This is a genomic window from Herbidospora sp. RD11066 (genome assembly GCF_054661255.1).
The window spans coordinates 90,022-114,437 of the sequence record NZ_BAAGDO010000004.1 but is presented as its reverse complement, the minus strand read 5'-3'; the positions used below and the strand labels follow the sequence as shown (position 1 = coordinate 114,437).

The window sequence follows — 24,416 nt, the reverse complement described above, 5'->3', positions numbered from 1 at the left end:
ATATCTGACCTGTTTTGCATGGTACGTAGTAAGACAGGAGTAAAGTAACACTTTGTCCAGATCGCAGACATCTCGCCGTAGCGTCGTGGTCGCCCTCTTAGGGTTGACGACGTCTTTGGCGGTCACGCAGCCCCCGGCCGTGGCCGAACCCTAACCCGCTCCCGCCTCGGCCACCGGGAATCCGCTGTTCAGCGCACAGTCCGAGGCCAAGAAGCAGAACAGGCTCATCGAGATCCCCTCGCTCCGGTCGGAGACCACGACCACGTACGCGAACCCCGATGGCACGACGCTCCACACCGAACTCCACACCACGCCGATCCGGATCCGGCAGGACGGACAGTGGCAGCCGATCGACACCACGCTGGTGGAGGCCGACGGCGTCATCCGCCCGAAGGTGACGAAGGGCGACCTCACGCTTTCGTCCGGTGGCGACACCGCCGTCCTGAAGACCGCGGGCGACGCGGGCGAGGTGTCCGTCCACGCGCCCGCCGACCTTCTGCGGCCCGAACTGCGCGGCAGCACCGCCACCTACCGATCTGCGTACGGCGAGGGCCTCGACCTGGTCGTCACCGCGACCCCCACGGGTTTCCGCCAGGAGGTGGTCATCCGGCAACGGCCCACCGGAAAGCTGAAGCTACGGTTCCCGGTCGGACTGCCGAAGGGTCTGCGCTATGGCAAGGACACCGCCGGGGCGCCCGCCCTGCTGGGTGACGACGGCAAGAAGAAGATCGCTCCCATCGCGCCGGCCCTGATGCTCGACGCGGCGGCGCTGGAACGACCCGAGTCGGGGCACACCGCATCGGCACCCGCCACGATCGACCAGGCCACCGACGCTCCGGTCCTGACGGTGGCCCCGGACGCCGGATTCCTGGCCGACCCCGCAGTCACCTTTCCGGTGACCCTCGCCGTCCCGGCGGAGGACTGGACCGGCACGGGGATCGACGGCGACACCTTCGTCAACAACTCGACCTACCAGAACGGCGCCTCGAACAACAGCCTCGACCGCATCCAGGTCGGCAAATCCAACAGCGGCAGCGTCACCTGGCGCGGGTACATCCGCTTCAACGTCAAGGACACCCCTCTTGAGGGCGGCGAGGTCGTCAACTCCGACCTGCGCCTGTGGAACTACCGCTCCAACCTCTGCCAGTCGGAGATCGGCTCCGGGATCGTCGCCCGGCGCGTCACCTCGTCGTGGGACATGTCCACTCTCACCTGGAGCAGGCAGCCGTCGGTGACCACGACCGGCCAGGTCGGTCTCAAGGGCGCCTACACCGACGACTGCTCCCGTGGTGAAGGCGAACTCTGGTACTCCATCGAGCAGATGGTCCAGGACTGGATGGACGGCCAGCCCGACTACGGCGTGCAGCTCAGCTCCGCGAGCGAGTCGGAAGCCACCAACTGGCGCTGGTACCGCTCCTCCGAGTACGGCAACTACGCATCCGAGGACCAGCCGCGTGGCCCGGTCCTGATCGTCAACTACATCCCGGCCATCACCAAGCAGGACGTGGTGATCCCGACCCTGATCGACGATCCGGACTCCGACGAGCCGCTGGCTTACGAGAGCGCGGCGGCGAACCGGTTCGAGGTCGCATCCGACACTCCGTCTCTTCCCGAGATCACGCTGGAAGAGGCGCAGGCGATGACCGAGCAGGCCATCGACACCTACGAGGTCGACCCCGCCGACCTGATCCTGCCGGAGGAGGAGCCCGAGGGGCCGGACGAGACCCCTCCGTCGGTCGTCGAGACGAGTCCGTCCACCGCCGCGCAGAACGTCGATGCGGCCACCAGCGTCGTGGCGGTGTTCGACGAGCCGGTGACCGGGGCGATCGTGACCGTAAAGGATCCCGGCGGGGCGGTCGTGGTGGGTGAGACGGAAGCGACCGGCGAGGACACGGCCGCCGACTTCACCCCGGCCCAGCCTTTGACGGCGGGCGCGACCTACACCGTCGAGGTGACCGGAGCCCAGGACCTCGCCGGCAACGCCATGGCGGGCCCGTACTCCTGGTCGTTCACCATCGGAGGCGGCACGCCCACCCCAACCCCCACGCCCACACCGACCCCCTCGCCGTCCCCCTCCCCGACGCCCGTCGAGCGCACGGTCTCCCTGCCCCTGCAGACGGACCTGTGGCTCGACAACCAGGGGTCGATCGAAACCGGTGACACCTCGCTGTGGGCAGGCACCTACGGCGGCTTCTCCTTCCTGGTGACGGAGCGCACCTACCTGAAGTTCGACACCTCGGTCCTGGCGGGGAAGACCATCACGGACGCGAAGCTGGAGGCGTGGAACAACGACGGTTACGGGTGCGGTGACAGCGCATCGAGCATCAAGGCGCGACGCGTGACCGGCTCGTGGAGCACCAGCGCGCTCTCCTGGGCCAACCAGCCGGCCGCGACGACGACCGGCGAGGCCTCGGCGACGGATCCCGGCGGCTGCTCGGCCGATCAGCCGAACGGAATGCCCCTCACCTGGACCTGGCCGCTGACCTCCATCGTGCGCGACTGGGCGGCCGGGCAGCCCAACCAGGGCCTGGTGCTGCGCGGCGCCAACGAGTCCTTCTCGGCACCCGAATTCGATCGTGGCTGGGCCTCCTCCGAAACCGGGCACGCTCCCGTACTCAAGGTGACCTACCTCGACGGAACCACCACGGGCCCCAGCCCCAGCCCCACCCCGACGCCCACGCCGACGCCGACCGGCACGCCGGACACCACCCGACCCACCGTCGTCAGTGTGAGCCCGGCCGACGGAGCGGAGGGCGTGGCGTCCAACGCGAAGGTCCGGGTGACCTTCAGCGAGCGGGTGACCGGTGCGAAGCTGACGCTGACGGACCTGTTCTTCGAGGAGACGGTTCCCGGCAGTTCGTCGATGGACGGCACCGGAACGGTCCTGACCTTCACCCCGTCCCAGCCCCTCGACTTCATCTATGAGGCGACGGTCAGCGGTGCCAGAGACGCCGCGGGCAACGTGATGCAGCCGTTCTCCTGGTCCTTCGCCGTCTACGAATGGATGAGCGCGCGGGCGAAGGCCGGCTCGGCCTCGGCGACCACCGACGTCACACCGGCGGTCAGCCAGGTGTGGACCCGTTCGGTCACCCGTGACAACGGCGAGGTCGTCCACACCGCGTCCCCCGAGCTCATGGCCAAGGTGGCCGATCCGCTGCACCGCCCGTCGACTGTCGAGTTCCAGCTGGAGCACGAACCGGGGGCGGACTCCCAGGGCCGGGGCCTGATCTGGTCCGGATCCACCTCCGATGTGTCCTCGGGAGCGGTGGGATCGGTCCGGCCACCGGCCGGCAAGCTGGCCGACGGCTGGAAGGTGCGCTGGCGGGCCCGCGCCACGGCGGGCGATATCGTCGGGTCCTGGTCCGGCTGGGAGAGCGCGACGGTGACGCACACCGGCGTCGCGGCGGCGGCCGCGCCTGTCGGCTTCCCCTACCACCGTGTGGACTGGGACGACTGCGCCAACGATGCGCTCGCGACCGGGCCGCGTCCGAGACCGGACGGGACGAAGAAGATCGGTCACTCCAGCAATCCGTACAACTGGTGCGCCCAATTCGTCTGGACAGTGCCCGCCTATGAGGAAGAGACCGACTACCGAACGAGGCCCCCGAAGATGACCCGGGTGTGGAAGGGGCAGGCGGTCATCACGGCCAGACTGCGCGCCTACACCTACGTCGGCGGCAAGAAGGGCACCAGCAACGCCGAGATCGACGCGTCGTCGGGGAAGCACGGCCGTGACACCGTCTTCACCTGGCGCTTCGAGAAGCCCAGATTCGTCGTCGGCAGCGACCTGACCTACTTCTCCCCGATGAAGATCCGGGCGGGCGTGGTGACGACGTCGCAGTGCCAGATCCAGGACGGCGGTCCGCGAGATGGCGCACGGTTCGCCAAGAACGCCACTCTGCCCACCTGGACCACCCAGCCTGAGGCGGAGTGGACGATCCACTCGCCCAAGAGCATGGGAGCGGGCAAGGACCTGGTGAGCACCTGCAAGATCATGCCGACTATCGGCTTCGACTCGCCCCGGACCCCCGCCACTCCCGGCGGGGACATCACGGGCGCCGTCCCCCTGCAGAGGCCGGTGGTCAAGTGTGACACCTCCCCGCTGATCAAGAACTACACCGGCGGATGCGTCCTGGCCGACGTCGCGCCGGTACTGACCTTCGACGCCGTCAAGGACGACGGGGTGAAGGAGTCGGCCAAGCACGTGTGGGATGCGTACTTCAACGCCGACAAGTGGACGAAACCGGAGATCGACAAGCCCAAGAAGGTCCCCGGACACGCCCCTTACGGGCCTCTGCACCGTGAGGTCGAAGGAGCCACCGCGGATCTGGTCGACCCCGACTTGGCGCCCACCGGGACCATCAAGAAGAACCGCGCCCATTCGATCGGCATCTGCCGCAAGGAATGGCCGGACGTGAAACCGAAGGAAGAGAAGCTGGACTGCGACGAGTTCCCCTTCGCCAGCACGAAGGAAGGCTCGCTCTCGGCCAACGGCAACTTCTCGGTGCGCTACATCAACGCGTCCGACAACCGCAGTTCCGGCAGCCAGCTCGGCGTCTTCTACCAGCAGACGCGCAGGCTCGGCAACGACCCCTTCTACGTCGCCGCCAACCCGCGCGCCCAGGACCGTGACCAGCCTCCGGTCCGCTGACGACTAACATCGTGGCCCGCCCGGTACTCGGACGGGCCACGATGCCCCGAAAGGAAAAAGGTGCACCCCGCCGACACGAAGTACGCCGAGCTGATGGAGGCCGGCCTCCCGGACCAGCTCTGCCTCACCTGGGTCCAGGAACCCGACATCGACGAGGTCGCCCGCCGGTTCGGGGCCGACCTCGACTCCAAGCAGTGGGCCGACGAGGACGCCATCGCGGAACTCGAGGAGGACTACCGGGCCGAACTGATCCACCTCGTCACGATCGGCGGCTGGACGCTCGCGCTCGCGCCCAACGGCCACCAGGGATCCCGGACCGAGGTCATGGAGTCCCTGTCGGCCCGAGGACGGGCTTTCACCGTCTTCTGGAACCTCGCCATGGACAGCGCCGTCACCTACGCCGTCGACGGCGTGGTCCAGACCGAGTTCGACCTCGCCGAGGTGGACCATCGGACGGGCGCCGACCCCTCAGCGCTCGACCCGCTCCTGGCGGAGCTGGGCGTGAGCGATGAGCTGAGCCTGCCCGAGCTCCAGGCCCGCTGTCTGGCCCTGGGGGAGAAACTCAGCGGAGCCCTCTTCCCGCCCGAGTGGCTGACCTCTTCTCACCACGTCTTCAAGATCGTCGACCCGCTGCCCGACGCGATCGTCCCACCCGCCTACCTCGACCCCCGGGCGCCCTTCCTGGACGACCCGGGGTTCGCCCGCATCATCGCCGACCCCTCACCCGCGATGGCACCGGCCGTCAACCGCGAGATCGCGACCACCGTCATCTCGATCGCCGGAATCGAAGACCCGATCGCGGGCGAGGTCCTGCGCCTGCTCGACACCGGCGAACGCCTCCCGGGCGAGCGCCAGGAACTGAGAGACCGGTTGATCCGGGAGTCCGACGCGGCGATCGTCCAGGCGAAGTCACTCGGAGACGGCCCCGAGGCCGACCGGGTGAGGCTGACCGCCAACGCCCTGGCCGTCCTGCACGGGACCCTGTGGCCCGAGCCCGCCGAGGCGGCGAGCGCGGCCACGATGCAGGTCGCGGGCATGAAGGTGCCCAACAGAGTCGACCTCATGCGCCTGATCGTGCTGCGCAACGTGAGCGAGCACATCATGCGCGAACTGCGGTCTCCGGGTTCAGGCCCTACTTGAGGAGCTGCCGAGCCATCACCATGCGCTGGATCTGGTTGGTCCCCTCGTAAATCTGGGTGATCTTGGCGTCGCGCATCATGCGCTCCACCGGGTAATCCCGCGTGTACCCATACCCGCCGAGCAGCTGCACCGCCTCGGTAGTGATCTCCATCGCCGCATCGGAAGCGGCCGTCTTGGCCGCCGAGGAGAAGAAGGTCAGGTCCTTCACCGGCGTGCCGTGCATGGCCAGCTCCGACTTGGCCGCCGCCGCATACGTCAGCTGCCGGGCCGCCTCCAGCTTCACCGCCATGTCGGCGATCATGAACTGGACACCCTGGAAGTCCCCGATCGCCTTCCCGAACTGCTTGCGCTCCTTGACGTAACCGATGGCGAAGTCGAGCGCCCCCTGGGCGATGCCCAGCGCCTGGGCCGCGATGGTGATCCGCGTGTGGTCGAGGGTCCCCAGAGCCGTCTTGAACCCCGTGCCAGGAGCGCCGATCATCCGGGACGCCGGAATCCGCACGTTCTCCAGGATCACCGTCCGCGTCGGCGACGCCCGGATGCCGAGCTTCTTCTCTTTGGGCCCGAACGACACCCCTTCGTCCGACTTCTCCACGACGAACGCCGAGATCCCCCGCGCCCCGGCAGAGGGATCGGTCACCGCCATGACCGTGTAGTACTCCGACACCCCGGCGTTGGTGATCCACATCTTGGTGCCGTTGAGCACGTAGGAGTCGCCGTCGGCCACCGCACGCGTGCGCATCGCGGCGGCGTCGGAACCCGCCTCGGCCTCGGAGAGCGCGTAGGAGAACATGCCCTCTCCCCGCGCCACCGCGGGCAGGTAGGCCGCCTTGAGCTCATCGGAGGCCGACAGCAGCAGCGGCACCGTGCCGAGCTTGTTGACCGCCGGGATCAGCGAGGTCGACGCGCAGACCCGGGCCACCTCTTCGATCACGATCACCGCCGCGAGCGCGTCGGCGCCCGCGCCGCCGTACTCCTCGGGGACGTGGACCGCGTGGAAGTCGGCCGCGACGAGATCCTTGTAGGAGTCCTCGGGGAACTCCTCGTTCTCGTCGGCCGCGGCGGCGCGCGGGGCGATCTTCTCTTCGGCCAGGGCCCGGATAGCCTCGCGGAGCATCTCGTGCTCCTCCGCCGGCGCGTACAGAGGAAAGCTCATGCACGGATTCTAGGACGTCCAACTATCGGCCTACCAGTGGGCCCTTATAGCCTCATGTAACATCACACACCCTGATATGAGCAGGTCATGAGGGGAGCACGGCGTGGCGTACCGACTCACGGTCCTGGGGACCGGCTACCTGGGGGCGACCCATGCCGCGTGCATGGCGGAGCTCGGCTTCGACGTCCTCGGCCTCGACGTCGACCCCGACAAGATCGCCCGCCTTCAGCGTGGCGAGTCGCCGATCTACGAACCCGGCCTCGAAGCCCTGCTCAAAAAACACGTCAAAAGTGGACGACTCCGCTTCACCACCTCCTACGAGGAGGCCGCCGCGTTCGGGGACGTCCACTTCATCTGCGTCGGCACACCCCAGAAGAAGGGCGAGTTCGCCGCCGACGTCTCCTACCTGGACGAGGTCGTCGAGTCGCTCGGGCCGTACATCACCAGGGACGTCCTGGTCGTGGGCAAGTCGACCGTCCCCGTCGGCACCGCCCAGCGGCTGGCCACCCGGCTCCGCGAACTGGCCGGCGACCGCGCCGAACTGGCCTGGAACCCCGAATTCCTCCGCGAGGGCTTCGCCGTCGACGACACCCTCCACCCCGACCGCATCGTCCTCGGCATCACCTCCGCAAAAGCCGAGACCATGCTCAGGGAGGTGTACGCCCCCCTCGGCGACATCCCGATCGTGGTCACCGACTTCCCCACCGCCGAACTGGTCAAATCGGCCGCCAACGCCTTCCTGGCCACCAAGATCTCGTTCATCAACGCCATGGCCGAAGTCTGCGAAGCCACCCAGGCCGACGTGAAACTGCTCTCCAAGGCCCTCTCGTACGACGAACGCATCGGCGGCCGCTTCCTCAACCCCGGCCTGGGTTTCGGCGGCGGCTGCCTCCCGAAGGACATCCGCGCCTTCATGGCCCGAGCCGGGGAGCTGGGCGCCGACCAGGCGTTGACCTTCCTCCGCGAGGTCGACGCCATCAACATGCGCCGCCGCGCCAGAATGGTCGACCTGGCCCGCGACATGGTCGGCGGCTCATTCCGCAACCGCGTGGTCGGCGTCCTGGGCGCCGCCTTCAAGCCGAACAGCGACGACATCCGCGACTCCCCCGCCCTGGACGTGGCCGCGACGATCGGCCAAGAGGGCGGCGCCGTCACGGTCTACGACCCCGTGGCCTTGGACAACGCGAAAAAGGCCCAGCCCACCCTGAGCTACGCGCAGTCGGCCCTGGACGCCTGCCGCGAGGCCGATGTGGTCCTGCTGCTGACGGAATGGCAGGAGTTCGTCGACCTCGACCCCAACGCGTTGGGCGAGGTGGTCCACGTCCGCAACATCGTCGACGGCCGCAACGCCCTCGACGCCACCACCTGGCGAAACGCCGGCTGGAACTACCGAGCCCTGGGCCGCCCGCAGTAAACCGTCACCAAACCAGCATATACGAGCGGTAGACCCTTATATACGCTCGTAGGCATGGCGAATGACTACTTCATGACGTACACGACCCCACGGGGCAGCGTGATCACCCTCCCGTTCCTCACCGAGCAGCAGATGAACGCCGTCGTCGCCGCCCTCCACCCGGGCCCGACCCGCGAACTCACCACAAGCGAGAACGAGACCTGCGGCCAGTGCCAGGGGGTCGGAGGCTGGAATGAGGTCGTCGAGTTCAAAACCTCATCCGGCTCCACCGTGACCACCCGCAAATGGGTCAACTGCCGTCGTTGCGGCGGAACCGGGCGCACGCCGAAGAAGTAGCCCCACTCGATTGGCCACTCCGGCTGTATGGGCAAGCGATTGCAGCGCTCAGCGGGAGGCCCCGGCGAGGCCTGGCGCTGGTTGCCATCTCCCTAGGAAGCGGACCCCTCAGCTGCCGCCTTGCGGAGGGCCTCGCCCTTGGCGTGGGCCGACTTCTTCAGTTCCGCCTGGAACTCGATCATCCGCTGCTGAAGCGCCGGGTCGGAGGCCGCCAGGATCCGGACCGCCAGCAGCCCCGCGTTCCGGGCCCCGCCCACCGCCACCGTCGCGACCGGCACCCCCGCCGGCATCTGGACGATCGACAGCAGCGAGTCCATCCCGTCGAGGTACTTCAGCGGCACCGGCACCCCGATCACCGGCAGCGGGGTCACCGACGCCAGCATCCCGGGCAGGTGGGCCGCGCCCCCGGCCCCGGCCACGATCACCTTCAGGCCACGTGAAGCCGCCGACTTGCCATAGGCGATCATCTCTTCGGGCATGCGGTGGGCCGAGACCACGTCGGCCTCGAAGGACACGTCGAACTCGCGCAGCGCCTCGGCGGCCAGGCCCATGACGGGCCAGTCGGAGTCGCTGCCCATGACCACGCCGACCTCAGGCACTGACAGGTCCTCTCAGACAGGTGACCGCGTGGCGTGCCCTTGCCCGGACCTCGTCGAGGTCGGAGCCCAGGGCCGTCACGTGGCCGATCTTGCGGCCGGGACGGACGTCCTTGCCGTAGAAGTGGATTTTGATGCCGGGGTCGTTGGCCATCACGTGCTCGTAGCGCGAGTACACGTCGGGGTCGGGGCCGCCCAGCAGGTTGGCCATCACCACGACCGGGGCGGCCATCTCGGGGGAGCCCAGCGGCAGGTCGAGCACGGCGCGGAGGTGCTGTTCGAACTGGGAGGTGCGGGCGCCCTCGATCGTCCAGTGGCCGGAGTTGTGGGGGCGCATGGCCAGCTCGTTGACCAGCAGGCCCGTGGAGGTCTGGAACATCTCGACGGCCAGCAGGCCGGTCACGCCCAGTTCCTCGGCGATCGACAGGGCGATCCGCTGCGCCTCGGCGGCCAGTTCGGGGTCGAGGCCGGGGGCGGGCGCCAGGACCTCGACGCAGATCCCGTCTTCCTGGACGGTCTCCACCACCGGATATGCGACACCCTGCCCATGGGGCGACCGCGCCACCAGCACCGCGAGCTCCCGCTCGAACGGCACGATCTCCTCGCCGATCAGGTCGATGCCGGTGGCGACCACCTCGTCGACCTCGGCCTGGGTGCGGGCCACCCACACGCCGCGACCGTCGTAACCGCCCCGGACCGCCTTCAGGACCACCGGCGCGGTGAAATCGGTGGAGCTCCACTTGGGGCAGGGCACGCCCATGGCGGTCAGCCGCTCGCGCATCACGCGCTTGTCCTGGGCGTGGACCAGGGCCGCGGCGCCCGGCCGGGCCGGGACGCCCAGCGACTCGATGAGGTCGGTCGGCACGTGTTCGTGGTCGAACGTCACGACGTCGCAGCCCTTGGCGAACTCGGCCAGGTCGCCCTGGTCCCGGTGGTCACCGAGCCGGGTGTCGACGACGACCTTGGCGGCGCTCTCGTCGCGGGAGCCGGCCAGCACCCGGAGGTCGACGCCGAGGGCGATGGCGGCCTGCTGGGTCATCCGGGCCAGCTGCCCGGCGCCGACCATGCCGACGATGAAAGGGCTGTTCACGAACGCGAAGTTTACCCAGCCCGGGTCAGACGTTCGTCATGGAGGCCAGCTGACGGCCCATGCCGACCGTGGTCATCCGGCCCGCCGCGTCCACCTTGGTCGCCAGGAAGAGCAACTCCTCGGCGGTCACCTCGCCGAGGCGGCCGTGCCCGGCGAAGGCGCGGATCTCCTGGTCGCTGAAGGCCGGCTTGGACAGTTCGCCGCGTCCGGCGCCGGGGGTCTGGGTGGTGACCAGCCGCAGCGTGTGGAACACCAGCGACGCGCCCTCGGGGAGGGCCAGCGCGTGGGAGGGTGCGTCCGCTATGAGACGTACGTCGACGGAGACCTTGTCGGGACGGTATCCGGCCGCGCTCCGGCTGATCTCGTCGCGCAGCGCGCGCATGGCGTCGCCGGCCGGGACGCGGATGCCGTTCACGCCCGTCGGGTCGGTCAGGTACGTCAGGCAGCGCTGGGACACCAGGCTGGCGGTGACCTGGGGGTTGTCGTCGCCCGTGGGCACGACGGCGTCGGTGACGTGCACCTCGGGGGCCTCGTCCGGCACCGGGACCGGCCCCAGCGCGAGCCGCCAGCGGCCCTTGGCGTGGGTGAAGACGAAATAGGCCGGTTCGGGCACGCGGGCCAGGGCGGCGAACCAGGGGGTGCCGGTGGCGCCCCGGCTGGGCAGGTAGAACTCGGGTTCCGTGTAGTCGAACCGGGACATCTCGTGGCCGAGGGCGGTGGCCTCGCAGGTGTCGCCGGCCAGCTCGGCGATGGGGGGCGCGATCAGGTCGGCCACTTCGGCGCAGTCGCTGTCCTCCCAGGCGGCGTCCAGCGCCTGGAGGCTGTCGAAGGCGCGTTCGGCGGCGGCCAGGGTGAGGACGTCGGCCGTGCGGGAAGGGGTGTCGGTCTCCCCGGCCGTGGTCTCCGCCGGCAGCCCGCCGCAGGCGGCGAGCAGGCCCAGCACGGTACCGATGATCAGCATCCGGCTCAGTCGGCCCATGGAGATGCCCGCACCTCTCCCAAATGTGCGCGCGGGTGTGACGTCGGGCGCCAACGTAGCCCGTATCGGCCTCGATCGGGCCGCAAAGTCTGACATTTCTTGAAATGTTCTTGGACGACCTGGGCAGAAAGGGACTCAGAGGAAGCTTTCAGCCCGCTCCACAGGTCCAACCGGTAATCTGAGACGACCCCGCCCCACCAGGAAGGACTGTGCGGCTCGTGCAGCAACTCATCCGCGGCGCTTATGCGCGATTCGCCACCCTCCTCCGCGAGCTGATCAAGTTCGGTGCCGTCGGCGCCATCGCCGCCGTGATCAAGTTCGGCCTGGTGAACATCCTCTGGACCACATGGGGCTCCGAGGGCACGCTGATCGCCAACGTCATCGCGACGGTGGTCGCCACCACGTTCGCCTACTTCGGCAACCGGTTCTGGACCTTCCGCCACCGTGAGCAGAGCGGCCTGGCCCGCGAATACATCCTGTTCTTCGTGTTCAACGGGGTCGGCCTGCTGATCGAGCTGATCTGCCTCGGCTTCATCCGCTACACGCTCGGCCTCGACAGCCTGCTGGCCAACAACATCGGCCTCGTGATCGGCACCGGCTTCGGCACACTGTTCCGGTTCTGGTCGTACAAGCGCTGGGTGTTCCTGGCCCCGCCCGTGGTCGAGGAACCGGTGGTCCCCGAAGAGGGTCAGGCGGGGCCGCTCACCACGCGGTAGCCGAGCTCTTCGTCGCCGACCTTCCGCAGGAAGATCGCGAAGGTGGCCGGCCGGGGTTTCACCAGCTCCAGCCGCCCGCCGTCGGCGGCGACCAGCGACCGCGCCAGCGTGAGCCCGAGCCCGGTGCCGCTACCCCCGGTGACACTGCGTTCGAAGATCCGTGCGCGGATCTTCTCGGGCACGCCTTCGCCCTGGTCGGAGACCTCGATGACGATGGACTTCTCGGAGCTCGTCGTGGTGATCGAGACGATGCCGCCGCCGTGGTGCAGGGAGTTGTCGAGCAGCGTGGCCACGACCTGGCTGAGGCCGCCCGTGGTGGCCAGCGCCCGCAGGCCCCGGCTCCCGGTGAGCTGGATCGACCGGCGGGAGCGCCGGAACGCCGGATCCCACTCGGTGATCTGCTGCACGAGCACCTCGTCGACGTCGATCGGCTCGGCCTGGGAGTGACGCTGGCGCCGGGCCGCGTTGAGCAGTTCGTCGATCACCGCCGTCAGCCGTTCGGCCTGGACGATCGCCGCCTCCCCCTCCTCACGCACGATCGCCGGCTGGGACGCCGCCGCGACGATCTCCTCCAGGCGCATGGTCAGCCCGGTGAGGGGCGTGCGGAGCTGGTGGGACGCGTCGGTGGCGAACTCGCGCTCCCGCCCGAGCAGCTCGGAGATGCGGATCGCGCTGCGGTCGAGCACCTCGGCGACCCGGTCGAGCTCGGGGATGCCGTAGCGGTGTTTGCTCGGGCGCGCGTCGCCCGAGCCGAGCCGCTCCGCGATCTTCGCCAGATCGAGGAGCGGCAAAGTGAGCCTGCGTGAGGTCACGACCGCCAGGCCGATGGCCACGACGAGCGCGGCGACCGCCAGGGCGATGGTCAGCAGCAACCGGGCCCTTATGTCACGGTCGATCTCCGCCGTGTCGCGGCTGAGCCGGACGACCCCGTTCTCGGAGCGGGCGTCTTCGGTCAGCGACCGGCTCACGGGAGGTTCGACGCCGACCGTTATGGGCTCGATGCCGCGGAACGCGACCTGAATGAACCGGTTGGGGTAGTTGCGCTCAAGTTGCTTGGGATCGACCGGCTGCTCCTGGCTTATGGCGTACTCGACGCTGATCAGGACGCGCGTGGCCTCTGCCCGGAGCTCCTGAGCGGCCTCGTCGTTGATGAGACGTACGACGACAACACCGAGGGGAACTCCGAGCAGCAGCACCGCGATGACCGCGACGAGCAGCATCGAGGAGAGCAGACGCCTCCGCATGCCCCTTACTCGCGTTCGAAGCGGAAGCCGACCCCTCGGACGGTCGTGATGTACCGCGGCTTCGCCGCGTCGTCACCGAGCTTGCGCCGCAGCCAGGAGATGTGCATGTCGAGGGTCTTGGTGGAACCCCACCAGTTGGTGTCCCAGACCTCCCGCATGATCTGCTCCCGGGTCACGACCTTGCCGGCGTCGCGCACGAGCACGCGGAGCAGGTCGAACTCCTTGGTGGTCAGGTGGAGCTCCTTGTCGCCCATCCAGGCCCGGCGGGAGTCGGCGTCGATCCGCACCCCCTGGACGACCGGGGTCTCGGAGGTCCCCCGCCGCAGCAGGGCCCGGACCCGGGCGAGCAGTTCGGCGAGGCGGAACGGCTTGGTCACGTAGTCGTCGGCCCCGGCGTCGAGACCGACCACGGTGTCGACCTCGTCGACGCGAGCGGTCAGGATCAGCACGGGAGTGCCGTGGCCCTCGGCCCTGATACGGCGGGCGACCTCCAGGCCGTCCATCTCCGGGAGGCCGAGGTCGAGAACGATGAGGTCGACGCCTCCCGAGAGTGCCCTTTCCAGGGCCTGCGGGCCGTCGGGACTCACCTCGACTTGGTAGCCCTCCCGGCGCAGGGCGCGCGCAAGCGGCTCGGAGATCGAGGTGTCATCCTCGGCGAGAAGTACGCAGGTCATGGAAGCGATCGTAGGACCTTAGGCGATCGTTTCCCGGGCACAGCGCGCGGTTTGACTCCACGTTGACCCATCAATTGACCTGGGCAAACATGGACAAAGCCAGTTTTGCAGCGGCATGTCCGGGCGGGCTGGGGGCCAGGAATCTGGTTCTCAAAAGCGAACGCCCGCCGGAGTCCGACGGGCGTTTCTCGCGGCCCTGCATCATGACTGCGTCAGGACGCGGACGGCGGCTCGGCGTACCGCTGGAGGTACAGAGCGTCACCGAGCGTCTCCATGAGGGACAACTCGGTCTCCAGGTAGTCGATGTGGTGCTCCTCGTCCTTGAGGATCTCCTCGAAGAGCAGCGCCGAGACGATGTCGCCGCGCTCGCGCATCAGGGCGATGCCCGGCTTGAGGCGCTTGACGACGCCGATCTCGAGTTCGAGGTCGCTCTGGATCTGCTCCTTGACCGTCTGGCCGACGTGGAGCGTGAAGAGCTTCTGGTAGTTGGGCAGGCCTTCCAGGAAGAGGATGCGGTCGGTCAGCGCCTCGGCGTGGCGCATCTCGTCGATCGACTCGGCCCGGGTGAAGCTGGCGAGCTTGGTGAAACCCCAGTTCTCCTGCATCTTGGCGTGCAGGAAGTACTGGTTGATGGCGGTGAGTTCAGACGTCAGCTGCTCGTTGAGCAGCGCGATGATGTCCTTGTCGCCCTGCATGGGCACCTCACATCTAAGCGGTCGTGATCAGATCTTCTGACCGCTTCAGAATGGCACAGATCTTCCTGACACAAGAGGCGCAGTCGCCCCCGGCGCCGGTGGTGTCGCGGATCTGCCGCATGGACCGGGCGCCGTTGGCGATGCAGTCGTGCACCTCGTTCTCGGTGACGGCTCGGCACACACAGGCGTACATCCAGGGGACCCTTCAGAGATGCAAAGGTAAGGCTCTCCTAAGGTAGCCGATGAAGGTAAGGCTTGCCTATGTGAGTACCGCCACAGATCAGTGACCGTCCACCACTCCGTCGGAGGCGTCCTCGACCAGCCGGAACAGGTCGGCACGGATGGTCTGGATCTTGGGGATGTCGCGGTAGTCGATGACCCCGCGTTCGGACGCCGACTCTACCTTCAGGGTTCCGCTGCCCAGCACGCGCTCCATCAGGGACTGGTCGGAGCTGACCGAGTTGACCTTGGCGAGCGGGATGTCGTCCTGTGACTTGGACAGGACGCCGGTGCTGATCGTGAACCGGTGGGTGGTCAGGGTGTACCCCGTGGTCTTCCACCGCAGGTAGGGGATGAAGGTCAGGAGAACGAGGGCGACGACGGAGACCACGGCGACCGCGACGCGGGCGATGCCCGAGTATTCGTAGTCGCTGGGAATGAAGTAGATCGCGGCCGACGAGGCGGCCACGACGAGAACGAGCGCGAGGAACGGACCGACAAGGCGCTTCCAGTGCGGGTGGAACGAGTGCACGACTCGCTCACCGTCGGTCAGGTGGTGATCGGGGAGACCCATGGGCCACATCGTGGCACGTACCGGTCCGTTCCGGGCCCTGTGTTTCAGAGACGCGCGTGGACGACATCACCCGCGCTCAGGGGATGGTCGACACCCCCGCTCCTGACGATCAGCTGGCCTGATTCGCTGATGCCGGTCGCCCGGCCGGTGAGCAGCCGTTCGCCGGGGAGCTCCACCCTGACCTCCTGCCCCACGGTCGCGCTGGAGGCGAGGTAGGCGGCCCGCAGGCCGGACACGTCGGCGTCGCCGCCCGCCATGGTCCAGTCGCGATAGAGGCGTTCGAGCTCCCGCAGCACCCCGGCGAGCAGCCGGTCGCGGTCGAGGCAGACCGCCCCGGCCAGCGCGAGCGAGGTGGCGTGGCCGACGGGGAGCTCGGTGTCGCGGAGGCTGACGTTGAGACCCATGCCGATGACGACGGCCGAGTCGATGCGCTCGGCCAGGATGCCGGCCAGCTTGCTCTCGTCGTGGAGCAGGTCGTTGGGCCATTTGAGCCGCACGTCGACCTCGCCGACCTGGCGGATCGCCGTGGCGGCGGCCAGGCCGAACAGCAGCGGCAGCCAGCCCTGCCGGGCCACGGGGACCTCGGGCCGCAGCAGCACGGAGAAGGTGAGCCCCGATCGCGGCGGGGCGATCCAGACGCGGCCGAGGCGGCCCCGCCCGGCGTACTGGGACTCGGCGACCAGGACGGCGCCCTCGCGGACGCCGTCGCGGACGGCCTGCGAGAGATCGGCGTTGGTGGAGCCGGTGCGCTCGACGACGGTGAGGGACGACCACAGCGATCCGGGTCTGACCAGCTCGGCCCTGAGGGCGGCCTGGGACAGCTGGGGACGGTCCAAATCGGGATACGAGGGTTCGGGCACGACTGCCATTCTCCCTTCCGAACACCGCACTGTTCGACGAACAGTCGATGACCTGGGATTACTACCCCATGTAGTGACGCCTACCCTTGGACCCAAACCTTCGGCATAATCTGTCCGTTATGAGAACTTGGGCCAGCTGGAAGCCCTTCGGCATCGGCGAGCGTAAACCCAACAACTACCTGGAGTTGTGGAAGGCCTTCCGCGCGGTCAAGGGCAACCGCCGGTACGCCTGGCGCCTGCTCAACCAGGGCACCTGCGACGGCTGCGCCCTCGGCACCAAGGGCATGCGCGACTGGACCATGGACGAGGTCCACCTGTGCAACATCCGCCTGCGGCTGCTCCCGCTGAACACGGCCCCGGCGCTCGATCCGGCCCTGCTGGCCGACGTGTCGGCGCTCCCGGCCAAGAGCGCGGAGCTGCGGGATCTGGGCCGGTTGCCGTACCCGATGATCAGGCACGCCGGGGACAAGGGCTTCACGCGGATCTCCTGGGACGAGGCGCTCGACACCATCGCGCCCCGACTTGGGGGAAATATCGGCGTATATCTGACCAGCCGGGGCGTGCCGAACGAGAACTACTTCGCCGCCCAGAAGGCGGTGCGGGCGCTGGGCACCAACTCGGTCGACAACGCGGCCCGGATCTGCCACTCGCCCTCGACCGTGGCGCTGAAGCAGGCCATCGGGTCGGCGGCGACGACCTGTTCGTACACCGACTGGATCGGTTCGGACCTGATCGTCTTCGTCGGCAGCAACCCGAGCAACAACCAGCCGGTCGCGATGAAGTACCTCTACCACGCGAAGAAGGCCGGGACGAAGATCGCGATGGTCAACACCTATCGCGAACCGGGCATGCAGAAGTACTGGGTGCCCTCGAACGTCGAGTCGGCCGTCTTCGGTACGAAGATCACCGACCACTTCTTCCCGGTCAACATCGGCGGGGACATCGGCTTCCTGAACGGCGTGCTGAAGCATCTGGCCGAGAACGACTGGCTCGACAAGACGTTCATCGACGAGCGGACCGAGGGCTTCGAAGACGCACTGGCCGCGGTCAAGGCGCAGTCGTGGGAGGACCTGGAGGCCCTCTCGGGCTCCACGAAGTCCGACATGTACGACCTGGCGCGGCTCCTCGGCGAGGCGAAGTCGGCGGTACTGGTCTGGTCGATGGGCGTCACCCAGCACACCTACGGTGAGGACAACGTCCGGGCGATCGTCAACCTGGCGCTGGCCAGGGGTTTCCTCGGCCGTGACCACTGCGGCCTGATGCCGATCCGGGGGCACAGCGGCGTGCAGGGCGGCGCCGAGATGGGCGCCTACGCCACGGGTCTGCCGGGCGGCCTGCCGATCACCGAGGAGAACGCGAAGAAGTTCGCCGACCTGTGGGGCTTCGACCTGCCGCTGGCGCCGGGGATGACGGCGACCGACATGATCGACGCCGCCCACGACGGCTCGCTCGACGTCCTCATCTCCAGTGGCGGCAACTTCCTCGAGGTGCTGCCCGACCCCCGCTACTGCCGCGAGGCGCTGGAACGGCCCTCGCTGCGGGTGCACATCGACATCGTGCTGTCGTCGCAGATGCTCGTACCGGGAGAGACCGTGATCCTCCTTCCGGCCCAGACGCGCTACGAGATGGAGGGCGGGGTCACCGAGACCTCGACCGAGCGGCGGATCATCTACTCCCCCGAGGTCAGGGGCCCGCGCATCGGCGAGGCCCGGCCCGAATGGAAGATCTTCACCGAGCTCGCCGCCCGCGCGAAGCCGGAACTGGCCGACAAACTCCGTTATTCGGGCACCGCCGAGATCCGGCGCGACATCGAGAAGGCCGTGCCCTTCTACGAGGGCATCGCGAAACTGGCCAAGTTCGGCGACAACGTGCAGTACGGCGGCCGTCATCTCCCCTTCGGCACCGCGCACTTCGCCCCCGTGGAGCTGCCGGTGCTGCACCGGCCCGACGGAACGTTCCTGGTCGCGACCCGGCGCGGCAAGCAGTTCAACAGCATGGTCCACGAGCGGGTCGACGGCTTCAACGGCGCCACCCGCGAGGCCGTGCTGATGAGCCCGCACGACGCCGACCGGCTCGGCCTGCCCGACGGCACCGAGATCGAGCTGACCACGGCCACGGGTTCGCTGGTCGGGAAGGTGCTGCGGGCGCCGCTGACGCCGGGGAACATCCAGGTCCACTGGCCCGAGGGCAACGTGCTGCTCGACAAGGCCCGCCGCTCCCCCGACGCCAAGATCCCCGACTACAACGCCTACGCCACGCTGACCCGCCATGGGTGATCGGCCGGTCGCGCGTTACCGGGTCCGGTCGGTGGCCGGATCCGGTTTCCGCGACCGCGCCGACGAGGTGGCCACCGAGGAGCCACTGGAGATCCGCATCACCTCGGGGTCCGAGCGGCGCACGCTGGCGATCACGATGCGGACCCCGGGGTCGGACTTCGAGCTGGCGGCCGGGTTCCTCAACGGCGAGGGCATCACCGGCATCGACGCCATCGCCTACTGCACCGACGAGGACGTGCCACCGGAGGCGCGGTTCAACACGGTGACGGTCCGGCTGCGCGGCCCGCTGCCCGACCTACCCGGTCTCGACCGATATTTCGTGACATCGAGCGCGTGTGGCGTGTGCGGCGCGGCCAGCCTCGACGCGCTGCGCGACAAGTGCACACCCGTCACGCACAGCACGGTGGAGATCGCGGCCGAGACGCTCTACGGTCTGCCGGCCAAGCTCAGAGCCGCCCAGGGCGTGTTCGGCCGGACCGGCGGGCTGCACGCCGCGGGCCTGTTCACCGCCAGCGGCGAGCTGATCAAGCTCAGGGAGGACGTCGGCCGGCACAACGCGGTCGACAAGGTCATCGGCTGGTCGCTGCTCAACGACCAGGCCCGGCCGGTGTTGCTGGTGTCCGGCCGGGCGTCGTACGAGATCCTTCAGAAGGCCCTCGCGGCCGGGATCTCCGTCGTCGCCGCCGTCTCCGCGCCCTCGTCGCTGGCCGTCGACGTGGCGCGGGAGTTCGGCATGACGCTCGTGGGGTTCCTCCGCGAGGAGCGCTTCAATGTCTACGCCGGGTCAGCCCGTGTTCTGCAGGCCGGCGGCCACGCCGTTGACGCTGAGGAGTAGGAGCGTCGAGAGGCTCTCGCGCTCGGCGTCGCTCAGGTCTTCGCTGGTCCGCAGCGCGGTCAGCGCCCGCAGCTGCAGGTGCGACAGCGCGTCGACGTAGGGGTCGCGGAGCTGGACGGCCCGCGACAGCACCCGCCGCGACTCCAGCAGGCGGCTGTGGCCGGTGATCTCCAGGACCAGGCGGCGGGTCAGGTCGTATTCGTCCATGACCTGCTTGAAGAAGTCGTCGCGGCCGCCCAGCGCCAGATAACGGCTGGCGATGGCGCGGTCGGTCTTGGCCAGCGACATCTCCACGTTGTCGAGCAGCGAGGCGAACAGCGGCCACTCCTTGTAGGCCTCCCGGAGTTCCGCCTGGCCTCCGGCGTCGAGGACGGCGGCCAGGCCGGAGCCCAGGCCGTACCAGCCGGGGAGGTTGACCCTGGTCTGGGCCCAGGCGAACACCCACGGGATGGCGCGCAGGTCGTCGAGCGACTTCGGCGCGCCCAGGCCGCGGCGGGCCGGGCGGGAGCCGAGGCGCAGCGAGCCGATCTCCTCCAGCGGGCTGACCGCCGAGAACCACTCGGGGAAGCCGGGCGCCTCGGTCAGGCCGCGGTAGGCCCGCTCGGAGGCGGTGGCGACCTGGTCGGCCAGCTCGCGGAACTTCGCGGCCGCGCCTGCGGTGCTCTGCTCGACCGTGCTGGTCGAGGCGAGCAGTACGGCGTTGGTGACCTGCTCGATGTGGCGGCGGGCGATGGCCATGTGGCCGTAGCGGGCGAAGATGACCTCGCCCTGCTCGGTGACCTTGAACCGGCCGTTGACCGACCCCGGCGCCTGGGCGAGGACCGCCCGGTTGGCCGGTCCGCCGCCCCGGCCGAGGGCGCCGCCCCGGCCGTGGAAGAGGGTGAGCTTGATGTCGTTGTCGGCGGCCCACCTGGTGAGCGCGGCCTGGGCGTCGTAGAGGCGCATGGTCGCGGCGGCCGGGCCGAGCTCCTTGGCGGAGTCGGAGTAACCGAGCATGACCTCGACCCTGCGGCCGTTGGCCGCCAGCCGCTTCTGTACGGGTTCGGACTCGATCATCCCGGTCAGCACCTGCACCGAGTTGTCGAGGTCCTCGCCCGACTCGAACAGCGGCACCACGTCGATCTGCGGCGCCCGGTCGCCCAGGGCGTGCTTGGCCAGGGCGTAGACGGCCAGGATGTCGTCGGAGGAGCGGGTGAAGGAGACGACGTAGCGGGAGCAGGCCGTCACGCCGAACCGCTCCTGGATCCAGGCGATGCTGCGGATCGTGGCCAGCACCTCTTCGGTGCGCTCGGAGCGCGCCCCACCGGCCTCGATCTCGGCCAGCGCGGAGGCGTGCACCTGGGAGTGCTGGCGCACCTCCAGCTCGGCCAGGTGGAACCCGAAGGTCTCGACCTGCCAGATCAGGTGCTGGAGCTCGCCGTACGCCTGCCGCACCGCCCCGGCCTCCACGAGCGACTGCTGCGCCAGTGTCAGGTCGGTGAGCAGGTCGGCGGGTGACCGGTAGGCGAGGTCGAGGTCGCGGCGCCGGGTGGCGGCGATCCGGCCGGCCACGAACAGCAGCCACTGCCGGTGCGGCTCCTGGGGGGAGCGCGTCGACATCTCGGAGACCAGGTCGGGGAAGTCGCCCTCGGCCCGGGAGAGGGCCGCGCGCAGACCGGCCGAGAGCGGGGTGCGCTCGGCGGCCAGCGTCATCGTGCGGCCGATGCGGGTGGCCGCGTTCTCCAGGGCGATGAGCACGTGCTCGTTCTGGATCAGTAGGGCCTCACGCGTGACCTTGGAGGTCACGTTGGGGTTGCCGTCGCGGTCGCCGCCGATCCAGGAGCCGTAGCGGATATAGGGGCGGGCGATCGGCGCGCGGGTGCCCGTGCCCGGTTCGAGCGCGCTGTCGAGCGAGCGGTAGATCAGCGGCACGGCCCGGAACAGGGTCTCGTCGAAGGCCGCCATCGCGGTGCGCACCTCGTCGAGCGGGTCGAGCTTGGTCGAGCGGAGCTGGGCGGTCCGCCAGAGGAGGTCGACCTCCTCGCGCAGCCGCCGCTTGGCCTCCTGCTGTTCCCCGGCGCCACGGCCGGGGGTGTTGTAGAGGTCGAGGTGGGCGCTGATCCGCTGGATCGCGGTCACCACGGCCCGGCGCCGGGCCTCGGTCGGGTGGGCCGTGAGCACCGGCCGGAACTCCAGCTCGCCGATCAGGCGGTCGAGTTCCTCGGAGCCGACGTCGTTCCGGAGCGCCCGCACCGCTTGGGGCAGCGACTCGGGCACCGGCACGTCGTCGCGGTCACGCTGCCGCAGGATGCGGATGCGGTAGTGCTCCTCGGCCAGGTTGGCGAGGTGGAAGTAGCAGGTGAAGGCCCGGGCGATCAACACGGCGCGATCGAGCGGCCAGTCGGCGACCAGAGCCGCCACCTCGTCGACCGTGGTCTCCTTCCGGCGGGCGGCGATGACCGCTTTGCGGAGACGTTCGACATCGGCCAAAAGGTCGGGGCCGCCGTCTTCGGCAATTGCCTGCCCCAGGATCTCTCCCAGGAGGCGGACGTCGGCGCGGAGGTCGTCGGGCATCTCGGTGACGGCGCTGTGGCGGTCTTCGTGAGACAGGGCGGCCATGGTTGGAAGACTAGCGAGTGCCCCAGGTCAGGCTGAGACCGGTCTCACCCATTGGACTAGACCACTCTCTACGTGGGCCTAGACACGTCGGCCATCAGCTCCGGCATGCGCCGGAGGCCGATCACCGAGGCCTTGCGGCGGGCCAGCCAGGCGAGGCCGAAGCCGTACACCGGCATGAGCACCGCCACCCACAGATGACCCGCCATGACCGGGATGAGCACCGGCAGCGACAGGATCGCGCCGCCGGCCAGCGACCCGATCGACGACACGAACGCCTGCCCGCCCTGCCCGGGGGCCGCGCCGGTGAAGGCGTTGATCCGCTCCGGCTGGGTGTAGGCCATGTAGACGCTGGTGAACGCCCCCACCGAGAAGACCAGCCCCATGACGCCCCAGCCGGTCAGCGCCGCCGGGAGGATCCACTCGGGCTTGGTCAGCAGCCCTGCGACCACGGCCGTCACGCCCAGCAGGGGGACGCCGATGACGGAGATCGCGAGCTGGCGTCCGGCCAGGTCGGAGCGGAGCGCCTCGGGCCGGGAGTAGACGACGGCGTTCATCCACAGAGCCCTGCCGTCGATGCCGAACGAGTTGGTGGCCTGGAGCGCCACGACCAGGCCGCCCAGCCAGACGGGGAAGACGCCCGACCAGACGATCGGCTCACCGGCTGCGGCGTTCCGGGTCGAGAAGATCATGACGACCATGACGGCCACGACGCTGACCCAGGTGACGCGTCCCCGGGGGTCGCGCCGGGCGTATTTGAGCTCCTTCGCGGCGACCGCGCCGAGCACACCTTCGGGCAGCAGCCCGCCGAACCGCGACCGCCGGACACTTCCGCCGCTCTGGCTGGACGCGTCGGGCCTGATCAGCGCGGCCTTCAGCGCGATGATCCACAGCCAGGCGCACCCGGCCGTGAACAGCGCCACCAGGGCGACCTCGGCCAGCCCGACGAGCCCGCCGTCGGCGATGCCGTGGACGACCATGCCGGTGGGCGTCCACCGCAGCACGTCGGCCAGCCCCCTGATGGCCTCCAGCCCGACGCTCACCCCGGAGTTGAGCAGCACCCCGGGCAGCTGGGTGCCCACCACGACGAGGATGACCGCGACGGCGAGCACGTCGCGCCCCCGCCGGGTGCGCAGCACCCCCGACAGACCGGTCGTGACCAGCCGCGACACGACGAGACAGCAGGCGAACGCGACCGGCACCCCGATGATCCCGATGAGGACCCCGGTCACCGACCGCCCCACCCCGAAGATCACACCCGTCATCGCGAACAGCGAGGCGATCGGCCAGATCCCCACGGCCGAGGAGGCCAGCAGCCCCCGCGCGAGCTGCCCGGTGCGCAGCGGGAACAGCGCCAGCCGGGCGGGGTCGAGCGTGTCGTCGAGCCCGAACATCAGCAGCGGCCCGGCGATCCACATGGTCAGGATCGCCGAGTAGAAGATGATCCCGAAGTCGGCCGCCAGCCCCGGATCGACGGCCCTGGGCGCAGCCAGGAAGTAGAACCCGACGATGGCGACCAGCAGCCCCGCGACCAGCGAGAACAGGAACCCGGCCCGCCGCCCGCCGGTCCCCTTGAGGCTCCCGGCGACCAGCCGCAGCTTCAGCCGGACGAAGATCCCAACCACGTGAGCCCCTCCTCTCCCGATCCGCCCGCGCCGACGAGCTCCAGGAAGGCCTCGTTGAGCGAACGCCCGCGCCTGACCTCGTCGGTCGGCCCCTGGGCGACGATCTGCCCCCGGCTCATGACCGACACCCAGTCACAGAGCCGCTCGACCAGATCCATGACGTGGCTGGAGAAGATGACCGTGGACCCCGAGGCGGTGTAGCGCCGCAGCACCTCGGCGAGCGTGTTCGCGCTGATCGGGTCGACCCCCTCGAAGGGCTCGTCGAGGAACAGCACGGCCGGGTTGTGCAGCAGCGCCGCGGCCAGCCCGATCTTCTTCCGCATACCGGTCGAGTAGTCGACGACCAGTTTGTCCTGGGAGTCGACCAGGTCCATGACCGCCAGCAGCTCGGCCGCCCGCTTCTCGCCCTCGGCACGGGGAATCCCGCGCAGCTCGGCGTTGTAGGCGAGCAACTCCCGCCCGGACAGCCGCTCGAACAGCCGCAGCCCCTCGGGCAGCACCCCGATCGACGCCTTGACCCTGACCGGATCGGCCCACGCGTCGGCGCCGTGGATCTCCACGAGCCCGCCGTCGGGCCGGAGCAGCCCCGTGATCATGCTGAGCGTGGTCGTCTTCCCCGCCCCGTTGGGCCCCACGAGCCCCGCGAAACTCCCGGCCGGTACGACCAGGTCCACCCCCGCCACCGCGACCTGCTGCCCGAAGGCCTTCACCAGACCCCGCGTCCGAACCGCCTCTGTCATG

Annotated in this window: 21 protein-coding genes; 7 read left to right on the top strand and 14 right to left on the bottom strand. The window is 69.2% G+C overall.

All coding sequences use genetic code 11. The features are described from left to right. Window positions 1-150: 150 nt before the first annotated feature. Window positions 151-384 carry a hypothetical protein gene (locus tag ACYQ78_RS17360; RefSeq protein WP_459801884.1) on the bottom strand — a complete coding sequence of 78 codons (234 nt, stop codon included), beginning with the start codon at window positions 382-384 and terminating at the stop codon, window positions 151-153. Between ACYQ78_RS17360 and ACYQ78_RS17355 the strand changes: the two genes are divergently transcribed. Together ACYQ78_RS17355 and ACYQ78_RS17350 are read left to right on the top strand one after the other, a co-directional pair. After that, window positions 365-4,651 (top strand): DNRLRE domain-containing protein, encoded by a 4,287-nt coding sequence (locus ACYQ78_RS17355; RefSeq protein ID WP_459801883.1) that lies wholly within the window; start codon window positions 365-367, stop codon window positions 4,649-4,651. The two genes, ACYQ78_RS17360 and ACYQ78_RS17355, sit on opposite strands and share 20 nt — an antisense overlap. Before the next feature lie 60 nt (window positions 4,652-4,711). Next, window positions 4,712-5,791: a DUF6461 domain-containing protein gene (locus ACYQ78_RS17350; protein WP_459801882.1), complete on the top strand. Its 1,080-nt coding sequence runs from the start codon at window positions 4,712-4,714 to the stop codon at window positions 5,789-5,791. Here the strand turns inward: ACYQ78_RS17350 and ACYQ78_RS17345 are convergent. Next, window positions 5,784-6,947: an acyl-CoA dehydrogenase family protein gene (locus tag ACYQ78_RS17345; protein ID WP_459801881.1), complete on the bottom strand. Its 1,164-nt coding sequence runs from the start codon at window positions 6,945-6,947 to the stop codon at window positions 5,784-5,786. The two genes, ACYQ78_RS17350 and ACYQ78_RS17345, sit on opposite strands and share 8 nt — an antisense overlap. 103 nt (window positions 6,948-7,050) lie before the next feature. On the opposite strand from ACYQ78_RS17345, the gene ACYQ78_RS17340 reads away from it, so the two are divergent. Then, window positions 7,051-8,361: a UDP-glucose dehydrogenase family protein gene (locus ACYQ78_RS17340; protein ID WP_459801880.1), complete on the top strand. Its 1,311-nt coding sequence runs from the start codon at window positions 7,051-7,053 to the stop codon at window positions 8,359-8,361. Window positions 8,362-8,415: 54 nt separating this feature from the next. After that, window positions 8,416-8,697, top strand: a complete 282-nt coding sequence (locus tag ACYQ78_RS17335; protein ID WP_459801879.1) for a hypothetical protein — start codon at window positions 8,416-8,418, stop codon at window positions 8,695-8,697. Between the two features lie 92 nt (window positions 8,698-8,789). On the opposite strand, the gene purE is transcribed toward ACYQ78_RS17335, so the two are convergent. From purE to ACYQ78_RS17320, 3 genes are read right to left on the bottom strand one after another with little or no spacing between them, the layout of a single operon-like run. Continuing rightward, window positions 8,790-9,302, bottom strand: coding sequence for a 5-(carboxyamino)imidazole ribonucleotide mutase (purE, locus tag ACYQ78_RS17330; protein WP_459802405.1), 513 nt, complete (start codon window positions 9,300-9,302; stop codon window positions 8,790-8,792). Next, a complete protein-coding gene (locus ACYQ78_RS17325; RefSeq protein ID WP_459802404.1) occupies window positions 9,289-10,359 on the bottom strand; it encodes a 5-(carboxyamino)imidazole ribonucleotide synthase in 1,071 nt (356 codons plus the stop codon). The genes purE and ACYQ78_RS17325 overlap by 14 nt, the downstream gene beginning before the upstream one ends. Before the next feature lie 49 nt (window positions 10,360-10,408). Further along, window positions 10,409-11,362, bottom strand: coding sequence for a hypothetical protein (locus ACYQ78_RS17320; protein ID WP_459801878.1), 954 nt, complete (start codon window positions 11,360-11,362; stop codon window positions 10,409-10,411). Window positions 11,363-11,580: 218 nt separating this feature from the next. On the opposite strand from ACYQ78_RS17320, the gene ACYQ78_RS17315 reads away from it, so the two are divergent. After that, a complete protein-coding gene (locus tag ACYQ78_RS17315; RefSeq protein ID WP_459801877.1) occupies window positions 11,581-12,078 on the top strand; it encodes a GtrA family protein in 498 nt (165 codons plus the stop codon). Here ACYQ78_RS17315 and ACYQ78_RS17310 read toward each other — a convergent pair. From ACYQ78_RS17310 to ACYQ78_RS17285, 6 genes are all read right to left on the bottom strand, one after another. Next, the gene (locus ACYQ78_RS17310) at window positions 12,051-13,322 is read right to left on the bottom strand and encodes an ATP-binding protein (protein ID WP_459801876.1); all 1,272 of its coding nucleotides are present in this window, start codon (window positions 13,320-13,322) and stop codon (window positions 12,051-12,053) included. The two genes, ACYQ78_RS17315 and ACYQ78_RS17310, sit on opposite strands and share 28 nt — an antisense overlap. Window positions 13,323-13,327: 5 nt before the next feature. Continuing rightward, on the bottom strand, window positions 13,328-13,996 hold the full coding sequence (locus ACYQ78_RS17305) for a response regulator transcription factor (RefSeq protein ID WP_030451323.1): 669 nt from the start codon (window positions 13,994-13,996) through the stop codon (window positions 13,328-13,330). Between the two features lie 212 nt (window positions 13,997-14,208). Further along, window positions 14,209-14,691, bottom strand: a complete 483-nt coding sequence (gene bfr / locus ACYQ78_RS17300; RefSeq protein ID WP_459801875.1) for a bacterioferritin — start codon at window positions 14,689-14,691, stop codon at window positions 14,209-14,211. A gap of 13 nt (window positions 14,692-14,704) precedes the next feature. After that, window positions 14,705-14,884, bottom strand: a complete 180-nt coding sequence (locus ACYQ78_RS17295) for a (2Fe-2S)-binding protein (RefSeq protein WP_066369379.1) — start codon at window positions 14,882-14,884, stop codon at window positions 14,705-14,707. A gap of 87 nt (window positions 14,885-14,971) precedes the next feature. Next, window positions 14,972-15,484, bottom strand: coding sequence for a PH domain-containing protein (locus ACYQ78_RS17290; protein WP_459801874.1), 513 nt, complete (start codon window positions 15,482-15,484; stop codon window positions 14,972-14,974). Between the two features lie 44 nt (window positions 15,485-15,528). Further along, a complete protein-coding gene (locus tag ACYQ78_RS17285) occupies window positions 15,529-16,344 on the bottom strand; it encodes a biotin--[acetyl-CoA-carboxylase] ligase (RefSeq protein WP_459801873.1) in 816 nt (271 codons plus the stop codon). 119 nt (window positions 16,345-16,463) lie between these two features. Here ACYQ78_RS17285 and ACYQ78_RS17280 point away from each other — a divergent pair, with 119 nt between their 5' ends. Continuing rightward, the gene (locus ACYQ78_RS17280) at window positions 16,464-18,620 is read left to right on the top strand and encodes an FdhF/YdeP family oxidoreductase (protein ID WP_459801872.1); all 2,157 of its coding nucleotides are present in this window, start codon (window positions 16,464-16,466) and stop codon (window positions 18,618-18,620) included. Next, window positions 18,613-19,455, top strand: coding sequence for a formate dehydrogenase accessory sulfurtransferase FdhD (gene fdhD / locus ACYQ78_RS17275; protein WP_459801871.1), 843 nt, complete (start codon window positions 18,613-18,615; stop codon window positions 19,453-19,455). The genes ACYQ78_RS17280 and fdhD overlap by 8 nt, the downstream gene beginning before the upstream one ends. Here the strand turns inward: fdhD and ACYQ78_RS17270 are convergent. From ACYQ78_RS17270 to ACYQ78_RS17260, 3 genes are all read right to left on the bottom strand, one after another. Continuing rightward, window positions 19,405-22,053, bottom strand: coding sequence for a phosphoenolpyruvate carboxylase (locus ACYQ78_RS17270; RefSeq protein WP_459801870.1), 2,649 nt, complete (start codon window positions 22,051-22,053; stop codon window positions 19,405-19,407). The genes fdhD and ACYQ78_RS17270 overlap by 51 nt on opposite strands. 68 nt (window positions 22,054-22,121) lie before the next feature. Continuing rightward, a complete protein-coding gene (locus ACYQ78_RS17265; RefSeq protein ID WP_459801869.1) occupies window positions 22,122-23,675 on the bottom strand; it encodes a hypothetical protein in 1,554 nt (517 codons plus the stop codon). Continuing rightward, on the bottom strand, window positions 23,651-24,415 hold the full coding sequence (locus ACYQ78_RS17260; protein WP_459801868.1) for an ABC transporter ATP-binding protein: 765 nt from the start codon (window positions 24,413-24,415) through the stop codon (window positions 23,651-23,653). Before ACYQ78_RS17260 ends, ACYQ78_RS17265 begins: the two co-directional genes overlap by 25 nt. Window position 24,416 lies beyond the last annotated feature (1 nt).